Origin of the sequence: Vibrio sp. HB236076 (genome assembly GCF_040957575.1) — a bacterium.
Taxonomy (GTDB): Bacteria; Pseudomonadota; Gammaproteobacteria; order Enterobacterales; family Vibrionaceae; genus Vibrio.
Genome location: NZ_CP162601.1, coordinates 2698141 through 2714420, shown reverse-complemented (window position 1 = coordinate 2714420; position 16280 = coordinate 2698141). Strand labels below are relative to the sequence as shown.

The following is a 16280-nucleotide window of genomic DNA, read 5'->3' as shown; positions in this document are numbered from 1 at the left end:
ATTGCAACAGACAAATTTATGATCAAAATTAATCAATGGTTTACTCGAAACTACCAATATTATTTTGACCGTACCCACATCGCCAAATTCATTGCCTTGTGTGGCTTTATTACGGTTTTACTTTATGTTTGCTTGGTATCGCTGCACTCGCGCTGGTCATTGGATGAGAAAATTCATCACGCGTTAGACAATTTTAACCAGTTACTTCACCAAGAGCGCATTGCGGTGAAAACACAATTGCTCGGCATCAGCCCGCTCGATTGTCCTACTTATGCGCAGCAAGCGCGTCAAGCCGTGTATAACTCCAACTATATCGATGCCATCGGCCTGGTGAATCGCTATATGGTGCTCACGTGCTCTTCCTACTTGGAAAACGTCAATATTGATCTTGTCGCTCACTACCCGATTGGTGAGATCAAAGAAGATTCGATTTATCAAGTGGTACCTCAGTACACCGACAAAACCAGCATGCTGTTTTTTACCGGGTTAGAGAAAGGGTATTGGGCATCGATGATCATGCCGCTGCGTCACGTGCGCGGTATTTTTGAAAAAGTGTTTGATACGGAAAATATCGCGTATCGCATCTTAGTCAACCAAGATGTAATTGACCACAATGGTAAGTTGACCGATGGCAGGATCGTTGTTAGCGATGCCGACGGTCCGCAAATTGAAATCGAACCCAATGCCCAATATTACCTGGGTAAGTTGGTGGAATGTTTACCCTACCTGATCATCGTGCTCTTGATTCAGGCCGTCGTCATTATTTATATCATGTATCGGACCAAGTCGCAGTCATTGAATATATTGGTCGCTCAAGCTTATCAAAAACGTGAATTTAACGTGTATTTACAGGCCATCGTTAATAATCATCAATCCAGCGTGATTGGCTATGAGGCTTTGCTTCGTTGGTACAACCCAGCGCAAGGCGTGGTGTCTCCGCTGGTGTTTATTCCGGTACTGGAAAACATTCAATTAATTGATAAAGTGACTTATCAAGTGTTTGAAGATGCCTTGGCGTTAATCAAAAAACACTCGCAACACTTTGCCGATAAGTACATCAGTGTCAATTTAAGCCGAGTGTTACTAGACGATTGCGATGCCTTGAGTCGAATCATTACTTTGCTCAACGATCACAACGCCTTGTGTTCATCTATCGTTATCGAGATCACCGAAAACTTAGAACTCGATGAGAAAAAAAGCAATAACTTAAGCTACTTGATGTCGAGCTTGCGCCCGATTGGCGTGCGTTTTTCTATCGATGATTTTGGCACCGGTTATTCTGGCCTGTCTTTGATCAAAGACCATCGCTTTGATTACCTTAAAATCGACAAAGTGTTCATCAATCAGGTTGGTCAAAATGGCTCTTCGGATCTGATTTTGAACCACGTCATGCAAATCGCAAAAGACTTTTCTATGGGGACGATCGTCGAAGGGGTGGAAACGACACGACAAGTGACCGCGCTCGAAACACTGGGTTTTGATGTGCTGCAAGGCTTTTATTTCCACAAGCCAGATGTGTCGTCACAAGCTATCGAGTATTCAGATAACATATTCCCATCGTGATCGCGGTGATCAGCAACGATCAAAAAGAGGCCGAGCCCCTTTACCGGGCTCGGCCTCTTTATAGGATTACATCGCTGAGCAATTACAGCGGTTGATTGACCTGAATCACCAACTTGCCGAAGTTTTTGCCTTCGAGTAAGCCAATAAACGCTTCAGGGGCGTTTTCAAGACCAGAGACGATTTGCTCTCGGTATTGAATATCACCGTTTTCTACCCAAGGGGTCATGGCTTCGGCGAACTCTTGGTAACGATGGCCATAGTCATCAAAAATGATAAAGCCCTGCATTTTAATACGCTTCACCAACAGTTGTCCCATCAGCGCCCCCATGCGATCGGGGCCTGGTTGTGGGGCCGTGGCATTGTACTGAGAAACCATGCCACACAAAGGAATACGGGCTTTGGCGTTTAACAGCGGCAAGACCGCATCAAAGACTTTTCCGCCAACGTTTTCAAAATACACATCGATGCCGGCGTCACAGGCTTGAGTGAGCTGCTCGGCAAAATCTTCGGCCTTGTGATCGATACAGGCATCAAAACCGAGGTCGTTAAGGGCGTAGCGACATTTTTCTTCGCCACCGGCAATGCCGACGACACGACAGCCCTTGAGCTTGGCGATTTGGCCAACGGTGGCCCCGACTGGGCCTGTTGCGGCGGCCACCACGACGGTCTCACCGGCTTTGGGTTGGCCGATATCTAACAATCCCATGTAAGCGGTAAACCCGGGCATGCCCATTACGCCCAGTGCGTAAGAAGGGTGCGCTGGGTTTTGACCGAGTTTAAGCAAGCCTTGACCATTAGACACCGCGTAATCTTGCCAACCGGTAAACGCGACGACCCATTCACCGACCAAAAATTCATCATTGCGGGATTCTTCCACTTGGCACACTGTGCCACCGACCATGACCTCATCAATCGCGACAGGGTCGGCATAAGATTTGGCATCGCTCATCCGGCCGCGCATATAGGGATCGAGAGAGAGATAAACACAGCGCAATAAAACCTCACCGTCTGCTGGGGTCGGTTTTTCTGCCTGTTCCAGACGAAAGTTTTCTGCGGTTGGCGCGCCGTGGGGGCGAGAGGCGAGTACCATGCGGCGGTTGATCGTTTGAGTCATAAAAAGCTCCTGAATATTAAGCCGTAAGTGGATTACTTCTGCGATGACAAATGACCGTTTTGGGTAAGTAAAACGTCATTTGCAGATGGAGTACTGGGTTGGCGATTGCACTTCTAGAGACGTCGAGGACAACCATTTAGCCGTTAACGCGAATGTGTTTTCCAATATCTCAACATCTTGAGAAAGTTTGTGTAGTAAACAAGCACCAAGCCAAGTTTGATATAAGTGTCTGGCATGGCTTTTTGGGTCGAGAGCGGTGACGGAGCCATCTTCTATCCCTTGTGCAAGGAGATCGGCCAAACGCGCCATAATGCGCTCCGCAGCGCGGTTGAGCCCTTGACGCATCGGTTCAGAAAGGTCGGCGACTTCACCACTGAGCTTGACCACCAAACAGCGATGACCGTGTTGAGTATCGAGCTCTACCTGCATCCAGGCGTCAAAAAAGGCTAAGATTTTTTGATACGCACTGTGCTCAGGGTGAGAAAAAATGGCTTGAAGTTTCTGGGTATAGTGCTCGAGGTAGAAGTCGATTAAGCACTCGCCAAAATGCTCTTTAGAACGAAAATAATGATAGAAAGAGCCTTTGGGCACTTCGGCTGTCTTGAGCAGTTGTGATAAGCCCAGCGCGTGAAACCCCTGCTTAACCACAAGTTGGTAGCCAGTAGCAAGGATGTGCTGGCGAGTATCTTGAAATGTGTTGCGCGTGTTAACCACAGGAACTCCGAGCGTCACCATGAACAATAAAGCGCTATCCTAACCAAGATTAGACCGGTCGTCTAGTGTTGTTTTTATGACCAAAGTCCGCCCCGATATGTTCATCTTAGGGGAAAACCATCACTGAGACACTAGGGTCACAGCGATGGTGTGGCGCAATCAAATCGAGATCTTGGGGGAGGAGCAAGTTGGCGGCGACAGTGAGGCTTGGTTCATGCAGTGTTGAAAAGCGTGATAGGCCTTAATCACGACGTCACTTTGAACCTGATGACCAAAGCAAAATGCCTCGCCATCGATACTTTCATCGGGAAACTCGGTAATCAATTGCAAAGGCGTCAACGCGTCGTCGGCGACTTTTTGCAGCAAACAGGGAATGCGATTGATAAAGGTAAAAGGGGACTCTCCCCCATGGCGTTGGAACGCAGTGAGTTGTGCGTGATTAAACGCCAGTAAGGCGTTGTTTTGTGCCAGCTGGTGAGTCAAATATTCGATAAAGGCCAACGCGAGATGACTGTAATGGGCTTGATAGCGAACAATGACAAAAAAGCCTTTGGGTATGGTCCAGTCTGCAAAGCCAGCCGGAATATAGCCCGACAGTGGCCGTACCCATTCGTGGGCGGGGTAGCCGTGTAAATTGATGTGCAGCTTGGCCGCAGTCTGTTGTCGCGCTTGATCGCGAATGGCGGTTTCGAAACGCTGATGAGACGAGTGGTATTCTAAGTCATTGCCAAGTGCCGTGTAGCGCGCGGCGTGATGCATATGAGTGGGGTTGGCTTGCAACAAGTCGTGATACAAGGCGTAACCATCGGGATTTTCCAGTGGCGAGATAACAAAGTGGTGACCGGGTTGTTGACTCAGTTGCTGCGCGGCGCGCAATGCCCCGAGGATGCCGGTTGATTCATTGGCGTGCTGGCCAGCACTGATGATCACCGGGTGATCGCTGCCTTGACAATACTTGGCGTTCACACGGCGTCCACTGACCGATTGGGCGTACCAAGACTCGCCTTTTATCTCTGCAAGCGCGGTCGCAACCTGGGCACTGCTCAGTGGTTTGGTCGCCGTGTCCAACGCCAGTTTTTCTTCACTGCCGCTTAAGGGGGCCCGCTCTTTTGCGGTCGGAGCCTGATAATCACTTAAATAACAATGACAGTGATAATCCCCGTCTTGATAAGTAATATTGGGAATAATTTGCCCAAACTGGGCATCGCGATCTTGAAGAGATTTACCTTGCTGCAGCTTACACCACTCTTGCAAGGTAAAATAAAAATCCTCGTGCAGGCCTTCACGCAAGCTGATGTGTTCGTGTGCCACGCCAAGCGGTTCATCGAGCAGCGGCGCTTGCACCTCTATCATTAAGCGCTCAAAGTGGGGCCGTTCGCTTAGCGCATCGCAAAGTTGACTTATCGCGCTATCAAAGATTTGCTCGTAATCACAATACACTCGCTCGTCGAGCAGAGGACGATGATCTGGGTCGCTGATTTTTATCCAGCCGGTGGGCGAAAGGCTGGTTTGGCCGGTTATACTGGTTTTGACGGCATTGGGCGCAAAAATGTCATAGTGGATTGGCTCGCAATGAGGCCGTTTTAGCGTCAATTGATAGTGGAGTTGCTGATCGTCGCGCGGGGTGAATTCGATGTTGGCGCGATCAAACACACTGCCAAATGGATAGGTTTCGAGAGCAAAGCGTTTATCACTGCCAAAGGCATCGCTAGGGTAGTGTACCACCAAGGTGCTGTCGGGGTGGTTAAATCGCTCGCGGTCGGCTTGGCTCAAGTCTTCGAATAAGAAATGCACAAAGGGTTTATAGGCACTGTGAATCCGGGCATGTACACCGTGTTTAAACAGTGTTGTTTCGGCTCTGCGACGGGTTTTTTGATCGTTAAATACCCACATTTCGATGTGATGATGACGAAAAGCAGGCTGACATAAGTAATCGACCCACTGAGTCAGGGTCGAGGATAGGGTTTGTCGGACTAACGACACCTCGCCCTGCGCGTAAGGGCGCCAGGCCTTGTCGGGGCAAGATGTCGCGAGTGAGGTCGCCGTCGTGGCCAAGGCCTGCGCTTTAGACATCGCATTGGAGACATGCGCGTTGGAGACATGCGCGTTGGGGATACTCATGTTCGGGCGCACCCAATTGTTGTCCTTAAACAGTCTCATCGCGAGGTTCTCCCTGTCGGATCTAGGGTGTCGCGCAGCCAGTCACCCAATAAGTTCAGGCCCAACACCGTCAACAATATGGCCAAACCGGGAAACACCGTTACCCACCACGCGGTTTGAATGTAGGTACGTCCATCAGCGAGCATGCCTCCCCAACTGGGCGTCAGCGGGTCGACCCCTAAGCCCAGAAAAGTCAAACTGCTTTCTAAAAGAATGTTATTGGCAATGTTGAGCGTCATTAACACAATCACAGGGCCAATGAGATTGGGCAGTAAATGGCGCAATAAGATATTGCGATGACTGACTCCGATCGCTTTGGCCGATTGAATGAACTCGCGGTCTCGTAGCGATAACACCGAGCCTCTCACCAAGCGAGCGTATTGCACCCATTGTGATAAAATCAGCAATAGGATCATATTGGTCAGCCCGCCACCGACAATGGCCATGAACGTAATCGCCAACAAGATAAACGGCAGCGCCAATTGGACATCGGCAAAGCGCATGACAAACTTGTCCCAAACACCGCCAAAGTAGCCAGACACTAACCCCATCGCCACGCCGATCACCACGGCACCAAACACCGAAAACAAGCCCACTTTTAACGACACCGCACCGCCACTGATCACGCGAGCCAGAATATCGCGACCAAGGGGATCGGTACCAAACCAATGCTCGCCCGAGGCAAAAGGCGCTGCCAAACGAGACATCAAGTTGATTTGGCTGGCACTGTCACCAAACACCCAATCCGAGGTCATGACCAATAAGCACATGGTCCCAGTCAGGAGTGCGCCTAAGATAAATTCCAAACAGAGGTAACGGGAGAAAGGACGTTGTTTTACTAGAGAACTCGACATGATTAAGACTCCGTTCTGATACGAGGATCAATCAGTCCATAAGCGATATCGACCAATAAATTAACCCCGACAATGACGAAAGAAAGTAAGGTGATCACCGCTTGTAAAACCGGATAATCGCGACCGGCGACGGCATCAAATGCCAAAGTGCCAAGCCCTGGCCAATTAAACACGCGCTCAATGATGACGATGCCACCGAGCAAACCACCAAATTGCAGACCAAAATAGGTGATCAGCGGAATAGAACAATTGCGCAAAGCGTGTTTGTACAAGACGGTTCGCTCGCTTAACCCTTTGGCTCTGGCGACCATGATGTATTGCGATTGCAGGGTTTCGAGCATTGCAGTGCGCACCAGTCGCACATTGGTCGCGGTTAAAATCACGCCCATGGTCAGGGCTGGCATGACATAGCTTTTCCAATCGTTCATACCGCTGGCTGGCAACCATTGCAGATAGATAGAGAAAAACAATACCAGCATCAAGGCCAACCAAAAGTTGGGAAAGGACAAGCCGATCAAGGAAAAAATTCGAATGGCCTGATCGACCCAAGTGTTGCGCTTGATCGCCGCCTGAATACCGAGTGGAATCGACAGTACAATCGACACCATCATCACGGCAAAAGCGAGCCATAAGGTGGCAGGTAAGGCCAAGCCAATCAGTTGCGATACTGGGGTCCCACCCATAAAGCTGTTGCCAAGGTCACCGGTAAACAGGCCTTGGACAAAGCCCAGGTATTGCTCGATAAAAGGACGGTTGACGCCAAGCGCTTCGCGGATATGAGCCAGATCGGTTTCACTGACACTACCCGCGCCTTGGGTCAACATCAGCGCGGGATCGCCGGTCAAGCGAATGGCAAACGCGACAATTAACGTCACGGCGACCACGACAAATAACGCCTGTAACAGCCGGCTGAATAAAAACGGTATCATGATACACTCCTCAATGCCTGGTGCCTGCCAGGCGCAGTATGAAATCCAATAGCAGCAAAGCGATGGTGATTATTCGACCGTCACTTGGTTGAACAGCAGGCGGTTATCCACCGCGGGGGTGAAGTTTTTCACCTTATTCGAGACACCATAAATGGCATTGAGACTGTACAAAGGCAATTCGAGGGCCTGGTCGACGGTATAGCGCGCGATGGTTTTTAACAGCGCCTCTCGCTCGGTTTTGTCGGTCATGGAGCGTTGCTGCTCGAGTAAGCGATCGAGTTTGGCGTCGCTGTCGTAAGGGTTCCACTTCTCGCCGCTGTGGTACATGAAGTAAGCGGTGTTGTCGTAGTCGAGGGTCCAGCCTCCCCAGCCCTGTTGGAACATCGCGCCTGTCTTGCCATTGGGGATGATGTCATTGAGCATAATGTTGCTTTCATAGGGTTTGATGGTGGCGTTAAGACCAATGATTTGCAGATAACTGGCAATCGCTTGAGCGACTTCATTGAAAGTGGCGTTGTTGCCGCGAATATCGATTTGAATCGACGTACCCGGTTTGACACCCGCTTGTTTCAACAAGGCTTTGGCTTTGGCCGGGTCATAGGGCAAGGGTTTTAACTCTGGGTCGTTGCCAAAGGAAATGCTGCTTTGGAAGCTGGTGATGGCTTGCGCTTGGCCGCCTAAAATGGCATCGATAATGGTCTGGCGATCAACGCCGTAAATAATGGCTTTGCGCACGCGAACGTCTTCGGTAATGCCGTTTTTGGTGTTAAAGCGCAGCGCATACACGCTCGGGCTGGTGGCTGACTCAATCGATAATTTTGCGTCTTTTTCAATCGTCGGGACCATAGAGATCGGAATAATAGGGGGCACCACCATGTCGACGCGACCCGATTGCAACTCGGCCACCGCGGTGGCTGGCTCGGCAATGAAACGGTAGTGCAAGCGGTCGAGCTTTGGTGCGCCACGCCAATGATTGGCAAAGGCTTTTAGGGTCACACCCACTTTGGGATCGTATTGAGTGAGCTCAAAAGCGCCGGTGCCAATCGGGTGGCGGTTAAAATACGCTTCGCCCTTTTCCTCAATGTACTTGGGGGGCACAATCATCGCCCCATAACCGGATAATTTGGTCAGTAACACGGGGTCGGGCTGACTGAGGTAAAAGTCGACCGTGTCGTTATCAACAATCGTCACTTTTTCTATCGCGGAATAGTTAGAGCGTTGCGGCCCTTTGCGACCTTCCTCACCGAGTAAGCGATCAAAGGTGTATTTTACTGCCTCGGTATTAAAAGGTTCGCCGTTTTGGAAGGTCACGCCTTGGCGCAAGGTAAAGCGGATACGTCGGCCGTTGTCGAGCTCTTGCCATTGGGTAGCGAGGGCCGGTTTTAAGGTTAGGTCGGTGTCGCGATAGGTCAAACCGTCAAAAATATTGGTTGCCACCGTTGACCAAGCCAACAAATACGTATCAATCGGATCCCAACTGCCGGGGTCTTGGGAGGTGGCGACATTTAAGGTGCCGCTGGCTAGGGCTGGCATGCTCATCGCTAGAGAAGAAGCCATCAAAAGTGGCGCCGCAAGCTTGCTAAGGGAAAAACGAGGGTTCATCGTAAACTCCATTTACTGTGAGGTGGTGAGACTATCTCCTAGCCTCTTTTCGTTCACAGACAAAGCATGGCATAAACTAAGCGATGTCTTGTCTGCTCGTCTAGTTCGGTTTGTTAAGCGAGTTGTGCGACCCAATGTCCTTGCGAAATCTCGCGATAACACAAGGCGTCGGGCTCTTGGCCAACCGCTCGGATCGGGCTTGGAATATCGCCGGTCATGGCAACGTGTTGGCGCTCGCGAGTGGGGTCGGCGACGGGCACGGCTTGCAATAACTTTTTCGTATAGGGGTGCTGAGGCGATTCCATGATCTGTTGTCGGGTGCCTAACTCGGCAATTTGCCCGAGGTAGAGCACGGCAATTCGGTGACTGATTTTTTCGACTACCGCCATGTCGTGACTGATAAACAGCAGTGCAATCCCTTGTTCGCGTTGAATTTCCATCAATAAGTGAATGATTTGCGCTTGAATGGTCACGTCGAGCGCAGACAGGGCTTCGTCGGCAATGATCAACTTGGGTTTACACGCCAACACTCTGGCGATGCACACCCGTTGTCGTTGCCCCCCAGAGAATTGGTGGGGATAGCGGTTAGCGCACTCGGGATCTAGGCCCACTCGCGTGAGCAGTTGCGCGACCTGTTGATCAATTTCGGCTTGGTTGGTGGCCAGTTGGTGCGTTTTGATCGGCTCAGCAATCGAAAAGCCAATGGTTTTTCGCGGGTCGAGTGAGGCAAAAGGGTCTTGGAAAATGTACTGCACCTCTTGTTTGAGTCGGTGCTGCTCACGCGCGCTTAATTGAGAGATCGCTTGGCCGTTAAACATCACCTGCCCAGAAGTCGGTTGTTGCAGTTGTTGAATGGTGCGACCTATGGTGGATTTGCCTGATCCCGATTCGCCGACCAAGGCCAGGGTTTCGCCGGGATAGACCGTAAAGTTGACGTGCTCAACGGCGTGAACGCGATGGGTGACGCCTTTGAGCCAGTGTTTTTTTACATCAAAGCGCACCACTAAATCCTCTACTCTGAGCAAGGGCGCTTGATCGTAGCGAGCGGTGTCTTGAACCTTTTCCTGGCCAATAATGTGTTTTTTGCCTTCGATCATTTGTGCCATCGGCGATTGCTTGGGATGAGGTTCACCGCGCATCGAACCGAGCTTGGGCACGGCGCTGAGCAAGGTTTGCGTATAAGGGTGTTGGGGCTTAGCAAACAGCGCTTTGACTTCGCCTTGTTCAACTTTTTCCCCTTGCCACATGACCACCACCTCGTCGGCAATTTCGGCCACCACCCCCATATCGTGAGTGATAAAAATGACGGCCATCCCGAGTTCTTTTTGTAGATCTGAGATGATGGCGAGGATTTGCGCCTGAATCGTGACATCTAAAGCGGTGGTGGGTTCGTCGGCAATCAACAGTTTCGGGCGACAGGCGAGGGCCATGGCAATCATCACGCGCTGACGCATGCCGCCAGACAGTTGATGAGGGTAGCGCTTTAACATGCTCTCGGCGTTGGGCAGACGCACCATTTCTAACAGGCGGTGTGCTTGTTTTAGCGCCTCAGCTTTGGTCTTTTTCTCATGCAGTTGGATGATTTCCGCAATCTGATCGCCAAGCGTATAGACAGGGTTGAGCGAGGTCATTGGCTCTTGGAAGATCATGGCAATGTCATTGCCGCGGATGGTGCGCATTTGTTTCTGAGACAGGGTGAGCAAGTCTTGTTTTTGGCCCTGGTGCTCAAACCAGATGTGGCCGCTGTGATACTCGGCACCGGAGAGGTCGGCTAAACGCATAATCGACTGTGATGACACGGATTTCCCTGAGCCAGACTCACCGACAATGGCCAGTGTTTTTCCGGCCGATACCGAAAAACTCAGGTTTTTTACCACCGGAGAGGATCCGAAATTTACCGACAGGTTTTCAACCGTTAGCAATGGGGTATCAAGTTTCGTCACAGTCAATATCCTTATTTTCGCCATAGTCAGAAAGGGGAAACGGGCGTAGACGCGCTGACCCTTTCTTTGATACTCAGTGTCATCCTGACACCCTTGGCAACACAGTTTGGTTGCATTTATCTTACTATCATCGCTTTTTTTAGCATGACATCCACTCATATTAACGCATTAACAATAACAAGATGTTATGCTGAGATGGCATGGTGAGCAGAACATCACCGGTATGGAATGAATCTGAGTGGCAAGGGAAATTATTGTGAAATTTCGTCAAATCGAAGCGTTTCGCTATATTATGTTGCGTGGCACAACGGCGGCAGCGGCAGCAGAAATGCACATCACTCAGCCGGCGGTCAGTCGGCTAATCAAAGATTTAGAAGTCTCTTTGGGCTTTATGTTGTTTGAGCGATCTGGCAATCGCTTAATCCCGACCCTCGAAGCCAACCAGTGGTTTAAATCGGTGGAAGAGAGCTTTCTCGGCCTGGAAAAGTTGGCGGCGGTCGCCGACAAAATTCGCCATCAGGTACCCAGTGAGCTCAAAATTGCTTGTACTTCCGCGATTGGCACCTCTTTAGTGCCTCTGGCGATTAAAGAACATCGACGCTATTTTCCCGATGAACATTTCTCTGTGTTTACCCACTCTGTGTCGGAGATGGTGATCAAATTGCAAAATCATGCCATTGACTTAGCGGTAGGCCTGCCAGTCCCTCAATTACCCGGTATTGTGCAAGAAGAATTGGGCCAGGCCCGATATGTGTTTGCCGCGCGAGACGATCATCCGCTGATGGCGCAAACACAGGTCAACATAGAAGACTTGGTCGACGAGTCGGTGCTGACGGTGATCAACTCCGATCCCAACTATTGGTCGGCGTTGAATCACGTACTCGATCCGATAGAGCATCGAATTCGGCGACATATCGGCATCGACACCTCCCATACTGCTTATGCCATGATTGAACAAGGGTTGGCGGTGGGGGTTCTGGAGCCTTTTGCCGCGCGAACCTGGCAATCAAGCCGAGTGGCGACACGCCGGTTTGAGCCAGAAATTCGTTACCCCTATGGCCTGGCGTATTCCACCAATGCCAAACACCACACGTCTCTCAGTCGCTTTATAGAATCCTTAACCATGGTCGCGAAGACCATGACAGAGTTTGACTGAGTGAAACGCCGATGCAACGCGGATAATCGCCGGTAAAAAGAAGGGCAAGCTCAGCCGGAGGTTTGTATCAAACCGGCTTCACTTCCCCTTTCTTGTGTCTTATACCAATCTGATTAAGCAAAAGCTGACGACAACGTCTCGCTCTTGGTTACTTGGCCATTAACGGCTTCCACCAATCATCGTTGTGCAGATACCAGTTGACGGTTTTGCGAATGCCGGTTTCAAAGGATTCAACAGGCTGGTAACCAAGCTCGTTATTGGTTTTGGTTGCATCGATGGCGTAACGACGATCATGCCCCGCTCGGTCTGTGACATAAGTGATCAATGACTTAGATTGACCTTGAGCGACGGCTTTTCCTTGCGGGTATTTTTGCGCTAGGCTCGGTTCGGCGGCAAACGCTTCATCCATCAACTCACACACTAAGTTAACAATATCGATATTTTGCCATTCGTTATGGCCACCGATATTGTAATTTTCTCCCAAGCGGCCTTTCTCAAGCACCAGTTCAATGCCTCTGGCGTGATCTTCGACGTACAACCAATCGCGCACTTGCTTGCCATCGCCATAAATCGGCAGGGCTTTATCGTGCAAAATATTGGTGATGATCAATGGAATCAACTTCTCTGGGAAGTGGTAAGGGCCGTAATTGTTTGAGCAGTTCGAGGTAGTGACTTCTAGGCCATAGGTGTGGTGGTAGGCACGCACTAAATGGTCGGAAGCGGCTTTCGAGGCTGAGTAAGGCGAATTGGGCGCGTAGGCGGTTTCTTCGGTAAAGGCCGGGTCATTGGGCTCTAGGGTGCCGTACACTTCGTCGGTAGACACGTGGTGGAAACGGTGTGCTAAAGGCGCTTGACCTTGCGTTTTAGGCTCGTCAATCCAACACTTTTTCGCCGCTTTGAGCAAGCTGTACGTACCGAGAATGTTGGTCTCAATAAAGGCGTCTGGGCCGGTGATTGAGCGGTCGACATGAGACTCAGCGGCAAAGTGCACAATGGTGTTGAGCTGGTGCTGTGTGATCAATGACTCAACCAAGGCGGTATCACAGATATCCCCTTGCACGAAAGTAAAGTTAGGGTTTTGCTCGACAGCAGCTAAGTTAGCGCGGTTGCCTGCATAGGTTAACGCATCGAGTACGATGACCTTGTCGTTGGTGTGTTGCTCTAACCAATACAGGGCAAAATTGGCCCCGATAAAACCGGCGCCACCGGTTACTAATACATTGCGTTGTTCCATGAATGACATCGTCCAATAACGGTAAGTGAAAACCCGCGACTCTGAGGCCGCGATTTGAATTGACTAACCTAGTGGAAAATGACCGAGGAGTCTATCGTAAGGGGCTAATTTACTGTTAAAAAATGATCAATTAATCAAAAGACTCATCTAGACTGGCGCAAAGGCGGGGACCGCCTGAGTCAGGCGAATCTGATTCAGTATGGGGACAATGATAGCGCAGGAAAAAGCGTGAGAGCCAAGCAAGAACAGACGGTGAGTCTTTCTTTTACCAGGGATTTTCTTCACGGTGTTATTGCGTTTCTCAACCCGCCATTGAGTGAGATAGGTATTAAGGCCTCATGGCGCAATCAAGAGCGCGAGATTGTCAGGCCAACAAGCCTTGATAAGAAAAAATTGACCAAAATTTGTCATTAAATCTTCAATCGTCATTGGGGTCAGGATGTTAAGGTATTTGCACTTGATTTGCTAAGGGATGTCTTGGCCACTAGCGCCTTTTTCTTATTTGGCGATGACAATTGAATAGTTTCGAACTATTAATTAGATAGGTTCAATCGACTTTACCGAACACCCAGGTGTGATAGAGTTCAAATCAAGCAGGCTTGGTTAAAAAATACGCTGGCAAGGCTCGGTGAATTGAACAATACTGACCTTACTGGTTAGCAAGCCATATATAGATAACTAACTGGAATATAAGAAAAGCTTGTCGTTCCTCATGTCGTTTCAATAAGAGGTTCACGAGATCATCAACGGAAAGCGGAGTACGCAATGAGCAATCAAAATCAGTCTTCAGGCAAATGTCCTGTTATGCATGGTTCAGTTACCTCGAACGAAAACCCCAATGCACATTGGTGGCCGAACGCACTAAATTTGGATATTTTGCATCAGCACGATCGCAAACCCAACCCTATCGATGAAGATTTTAACTACCGTGAAGCAGTAAAAAAACTCGACGTAGAGGCACTGAAAGATGATCTTCGCCAACTGATGACCGACAGCCAATCTTGGTGGCCGGCAGACTGGGGTCACTACGGCGGTTTGATGATTCGTATGGCTTGGCACTCAGCCGGTACCTATCGAATCGATGATGGCCGTGGCGGTAGCAGCACGGGCAACCAGCGCTTTGCTCCCCTCAACTCTTGGCCAGATAACGCAAGCCTAGATAAAGCGCGTCGTTTGTTGTGGCCAATCAAGAAAAAATACGGCAACAGCTTAAGCTGGGCTGACTTGATGATTTTAGCCGGTAACGTGGCGATTGAAGACATGGGCTTAAAACCATTCGGTTTCTCTTTCGGTCGCGAAGATATTTGGCACCCTGAAAAAGACATCTACTGGGGCTCAGAAAAAGAATGGTTGGCGCCATCGGGCAGTGAAGGTTCTCGTTACTCTGGTGAACGCGACCTAGAAAATCCATTGGCCGCGGTGATGATGGGTCTTATTTACGTGAACCCAGAAGGCGTTGATGGCAACCCTGATCCACTGAAAACAGCGCAAGATATGCGAGTGACTTTTGCTCGTATGGCGATGAATGACGAAGAAACTGTGGCACTTGCTGCAGGTGGTCACACCTTTGGTAAATGTCATGGTAACGGCAATGCCGAAGACCTTGGCCCAGATCCAGAAGCCGCTGACATTGAAGACCAAGGTCTAGGCTGGAACAACAAAGTCGGCCGCGGCATTGGCGCGAATACCGTCACCAGTGGGATTGAAGGCGCGTGGACGACGAACCCAACCAAATGGGATAACGGTTACTTCTACTTACTGTTCACCTATGACTGGGAATTGACTAAGAGCCCTGCAGGCGCATGGCAATGGGAACCAGTGAACATCAAAGAAGAAGACAAACCGCTTGATGCCGAAAACCCGAATGTTCGTCGTAACCCAATCATGACCGATGCCGATATGGCGTTGAAAATGGATCCGACTTACCGCGAGATTTCTGAGCGCTTCTACAATGACCACGAAGCCTTTGCCGATGCGTTTGCTCGTGCATGGTTTAAGTTGACGCACCGCGATCTCGGCCCTAAATCGGCGTACATTGGCCCAGAAGTACCAGCAGAAGATCTGATTTGGCAAGACCCGGTACCAGCAGGAACCACAGACTACGATCTTGGCGGACTTAAGCAAGCCATCATCGACAGCGGTTTAAGCCAAACCGATATGATCACCACTGCTTGGGACAGTGCGCGTACTTACCGCAACTCTGATCGTCGTGGCGGTGCCAATGGCGCGCGTATTCGCCTGGCCCCACAAAAAGATTGGCAAGGTAACGAGCCAGAGCGTCTTGCTCGCGTCTTGTCCGTACTCGAGCCGATTGCCGAGCAATTTGGTGCCAGTGTCGCGGATACGATTGTCCTTGCTGGTAACATCGGTATTGAACAAGCCGCCGCTGCCGCGGGTTTCCCAACGGAAGTGCCGTTTACCCCAGGCCGTGGTGATACCACGCAAGAGCTGACTGATGTGGAATCGTTTGAACCGCTAGAGCCGGTCGCTGATGGCTTCCGCAACTGGCAAAAAGCCGACTATGTGGTTCAGCCTGAAGAAATGTTGCTCGACCGCGCGCAATTGATGAACTTAACTGCGCCTGAAATGACCGTACTTCTTGGTGGTATGCGCGTACTTGGTACCAACTACGGCGGGACAGGTCACGGTGTGTTTACCGACAATGTCGGCGCACTCACTAATGACTTCTTTGTCAACTTGACCGACATGCAATACAGCTGGAAGCCAAAAGGCAAGAACGTTTACGACATCTGTGACCGTGAATCTGGTGACGTGAAGTGGACAGCGACTCGTGTTGACTTGGTGTTTGGTTCAAACTCAATTCTTCGCGCTTATGCTGAAGTCTACGCACAAGACGACAACAAAGAGAAGATGGTCAAAGACTTTATCAAAGTGTGGACCAAAGTGATGAACGCTGATCGTTTCGACTTGTTGGCTTAATCACAATCTTCACCGCAATAGAAAAGACAACGCCGAGCTCAATGCTCGGCGTTTTTTTAAATGGTGTTGAG

At 50.1% G+C, this 16280-nt stretch carries 11 protein-coding genes; 3 read left to right on the top strand and 8 right to left on the bottom strand.

The genetic code is table 11. The annotated features are described in order from the left end of the window. Positions 1-18 precede the first annotated feature (18 nt). Positions 19-1563 (top strand): EAL domain-containing protein, encoded by a 1545-nt coding sequence (locus AB0763_RS11925; RefSeq protein WP_306101992.1) that lies wholly within the window; start codon positions 19-21, stop codon positions 1561-1563. A gap of 82 nt (positions 1564-1645) precedes the next feature. Here AB0763_RS11925 and AB0763_RS11920 read toward each other — a convergent pair whose 3' ends face one another. The 7 genes from AB0763_RS11920 to AB0763_RS11890 all read right to left on the bottom strand — a co-directional run bounded on the left by AB0763_RS11920 (position 1646) and on the right by AB0763_RS11890 (position 10879). Then, on the bottom strand, positions 1646-2677 hold the full coding sequence (locus AB0763_RS11920; RefSeq protein ID WP_306101991.1) for an NADP-dependent oxidoreductase: 1032 nt from the start codon (positions 2675-2677) through the stop codon (positions 1646-1648). A 75-nt stretch (positions 2678-2752) separates the two neighbouring features. Continuing rightward, positions 2753-3391, bottom strand: a complete 639-nt coding sequence (locus AB0763_RS11915; protein WP_306101990.1) for a TetR/AcrR family transcriptional regulator — start codon at positions 3389-3391, stop codon at positions 2753-2755. A 159-nt stretch (positions 3392-3550) separates the two neighbouring features. Then, positions 3551-5551 carry a peptidase M14 gene (locus AB0763_RS11910; RefSeq protein ID WP_306101989.1) on the bottom strand — a complete coding sequence of 667 codons (2001 nt, stop codon included), beginning with the start codon at positions 5549-5551 and terminating at the stop codon, positions 3551-3553. After that, the gene (locus AB0763_RS11905; protein WP_306101988.1) at positions 5548-6405 is read right to left on the bottom strand and encodes an ABC transporter permease; all 858 of its coding nucleotides are present in this window, start codon (positions 6403-6405) and stop codon (positions 5548-5550) included. The genes AB0763_RS11910 and AB0763_RS11905 overlap by 4 nt, the downstream gene beginning before the upstream one ends. Positions 6406-6407: 2 nt before the next feature. Next, complete coding sequence (locus AB0763_RS11900; protein ID WP_306101987.1) at positions 6408-7334, bottom strand: ABC transporter permease; 927 nt, start codon at positions 7332-7334, stop codon at positions 6408-6410. A 69-nt stretch (positions 7335-7403) separates the two neighbouring features. After that, complete coding sequence (locus tag AB0763_RS11895) at positions 7404-8936, bottom strand: ABC transporter substrate-binding protein (RefSeq protein ID WP_306101986.1); 1533 nt, start codon at positions 8934-8936, stop codon at positions 7404-7406. 113 nt (positions 8937-9049) lie between these two features. Beyond that, positions 9050-10879 carry an ABC transporter ATP-binding protein gene (locus AB0763_RS11890; protein ID WP_306101985.1) on the bottom strand — a complete coding sequence of 610 codons (1830 nt, stop codon included), beginning with the start codon at positions 10877-10879 and terminating at the stop codon, positions 9050-9052. A gap of 256 nt (positions 10880-11135) precedes the next feature. On the opposite strand from AB0763_RS11890, the gene AB0763_RS11885 reads away from it, so the two are divergent. Further along, positions 11136-12035 carry a LysR family transcriptional regulator gene (locus AB0763_RS11885; RefSeq protein WP_306101984.1) on the top strand — a complete coding sequence of 300 codons (900 nt, stop codon included), beginning with the start codon at positions 11136-11138 and terminating at the stop codon, positions 12033-12035. Between the two features lie 148 nt (positions 12036-12183). Here the strand turns inward: AB0763_RS11885 and rfbB are convergent, their stop codons facing one another. After that, positions 12184-13269: a dTDP-glucose 4,6-dehydratase gene (rfbB, locus tag AB0763_RS11880; protein ID WP_306101983.1), complete on the bottom strand. Its 1086-nt coding sequence runs from the start codon at positions 13267-13269 to the stop codon at positions 12184-12186. A 765-nt stretch (positions 13270-14034) separates the two neighbouring features. Between rfbB and katG the strand changes: the two genes are divergently transcribed. Further along, positions 14035-16209 (top strand): catalase/peroxidase HPI, encoded by a 2175-nt coding sequence (katG, locus tag AB0763_RS11875; RefSeq protein WP_306101982.1) that lies wholly within the window; start codon positions 14035-14037, stop codon positions 16207-16209. The last annotated feature ends 71 nt before the right edge of the window (positions 16210-16280 follow it).

Bases quoted from the DNA above. Each gene is read 5' to 3' on its own strand.
- AB0763_RS11925 (WP_306101992.1), top strand. From the start codon at position 19: ATGATCAAAATTAATCAATGGTTTACTCGAAACTACCAATATTATTTT.
- rfbB (WP_306101983.1), bottom strand. From the start codon at position 13,269: ATGGAACAACGCAATGTATTAGTAACCGGTGGCGCCGGTTTTATCGGG.
- AB0763_RS11910 (WP_306101989.1), bottom strand. From the start codon at position 5,551: ATGAGACTGTTTAAGGACAACAATTGGGTGCGCCCGAACATGAGTATC.
- AB0763_RS11900 (WP_306101987.1), bottom strand. From the start codon at position 7,334: ATGATACCGTTTTTATTCAGCCGGCTGTTACAGGCGTTATTTGTCGTG.
- AB0763_RS11905 (WP_306101988.1), bottom strand. From the start codon at position 6,405: ATGTCGAGTTCTCTAGTAAAACAACGTCCTTTCTCCCGTTACCTCTGT.
- AB0763_RS11895 (WP_306101986.1), bottom strand. From the start codon at position 8,936: ATGAACCCTCGTTTTTCCCTTAGCAAGCTTGCGGCGCCACTTTTGATG.
- katG (WP_306101982.1), top strand. From the start codon at position 14,035: ATGAGCAATCAAAATCAGTCTTCAGGCAAATGTCCTGTTATGCATGGT.
- AB0763_RS11920 (WP_306101991.1), bottom strand. From the start codon at position 2,677: ATGACTCAAACGATCAACCGCCGCATGGTACTCGCCTCTCGCCCCCAC.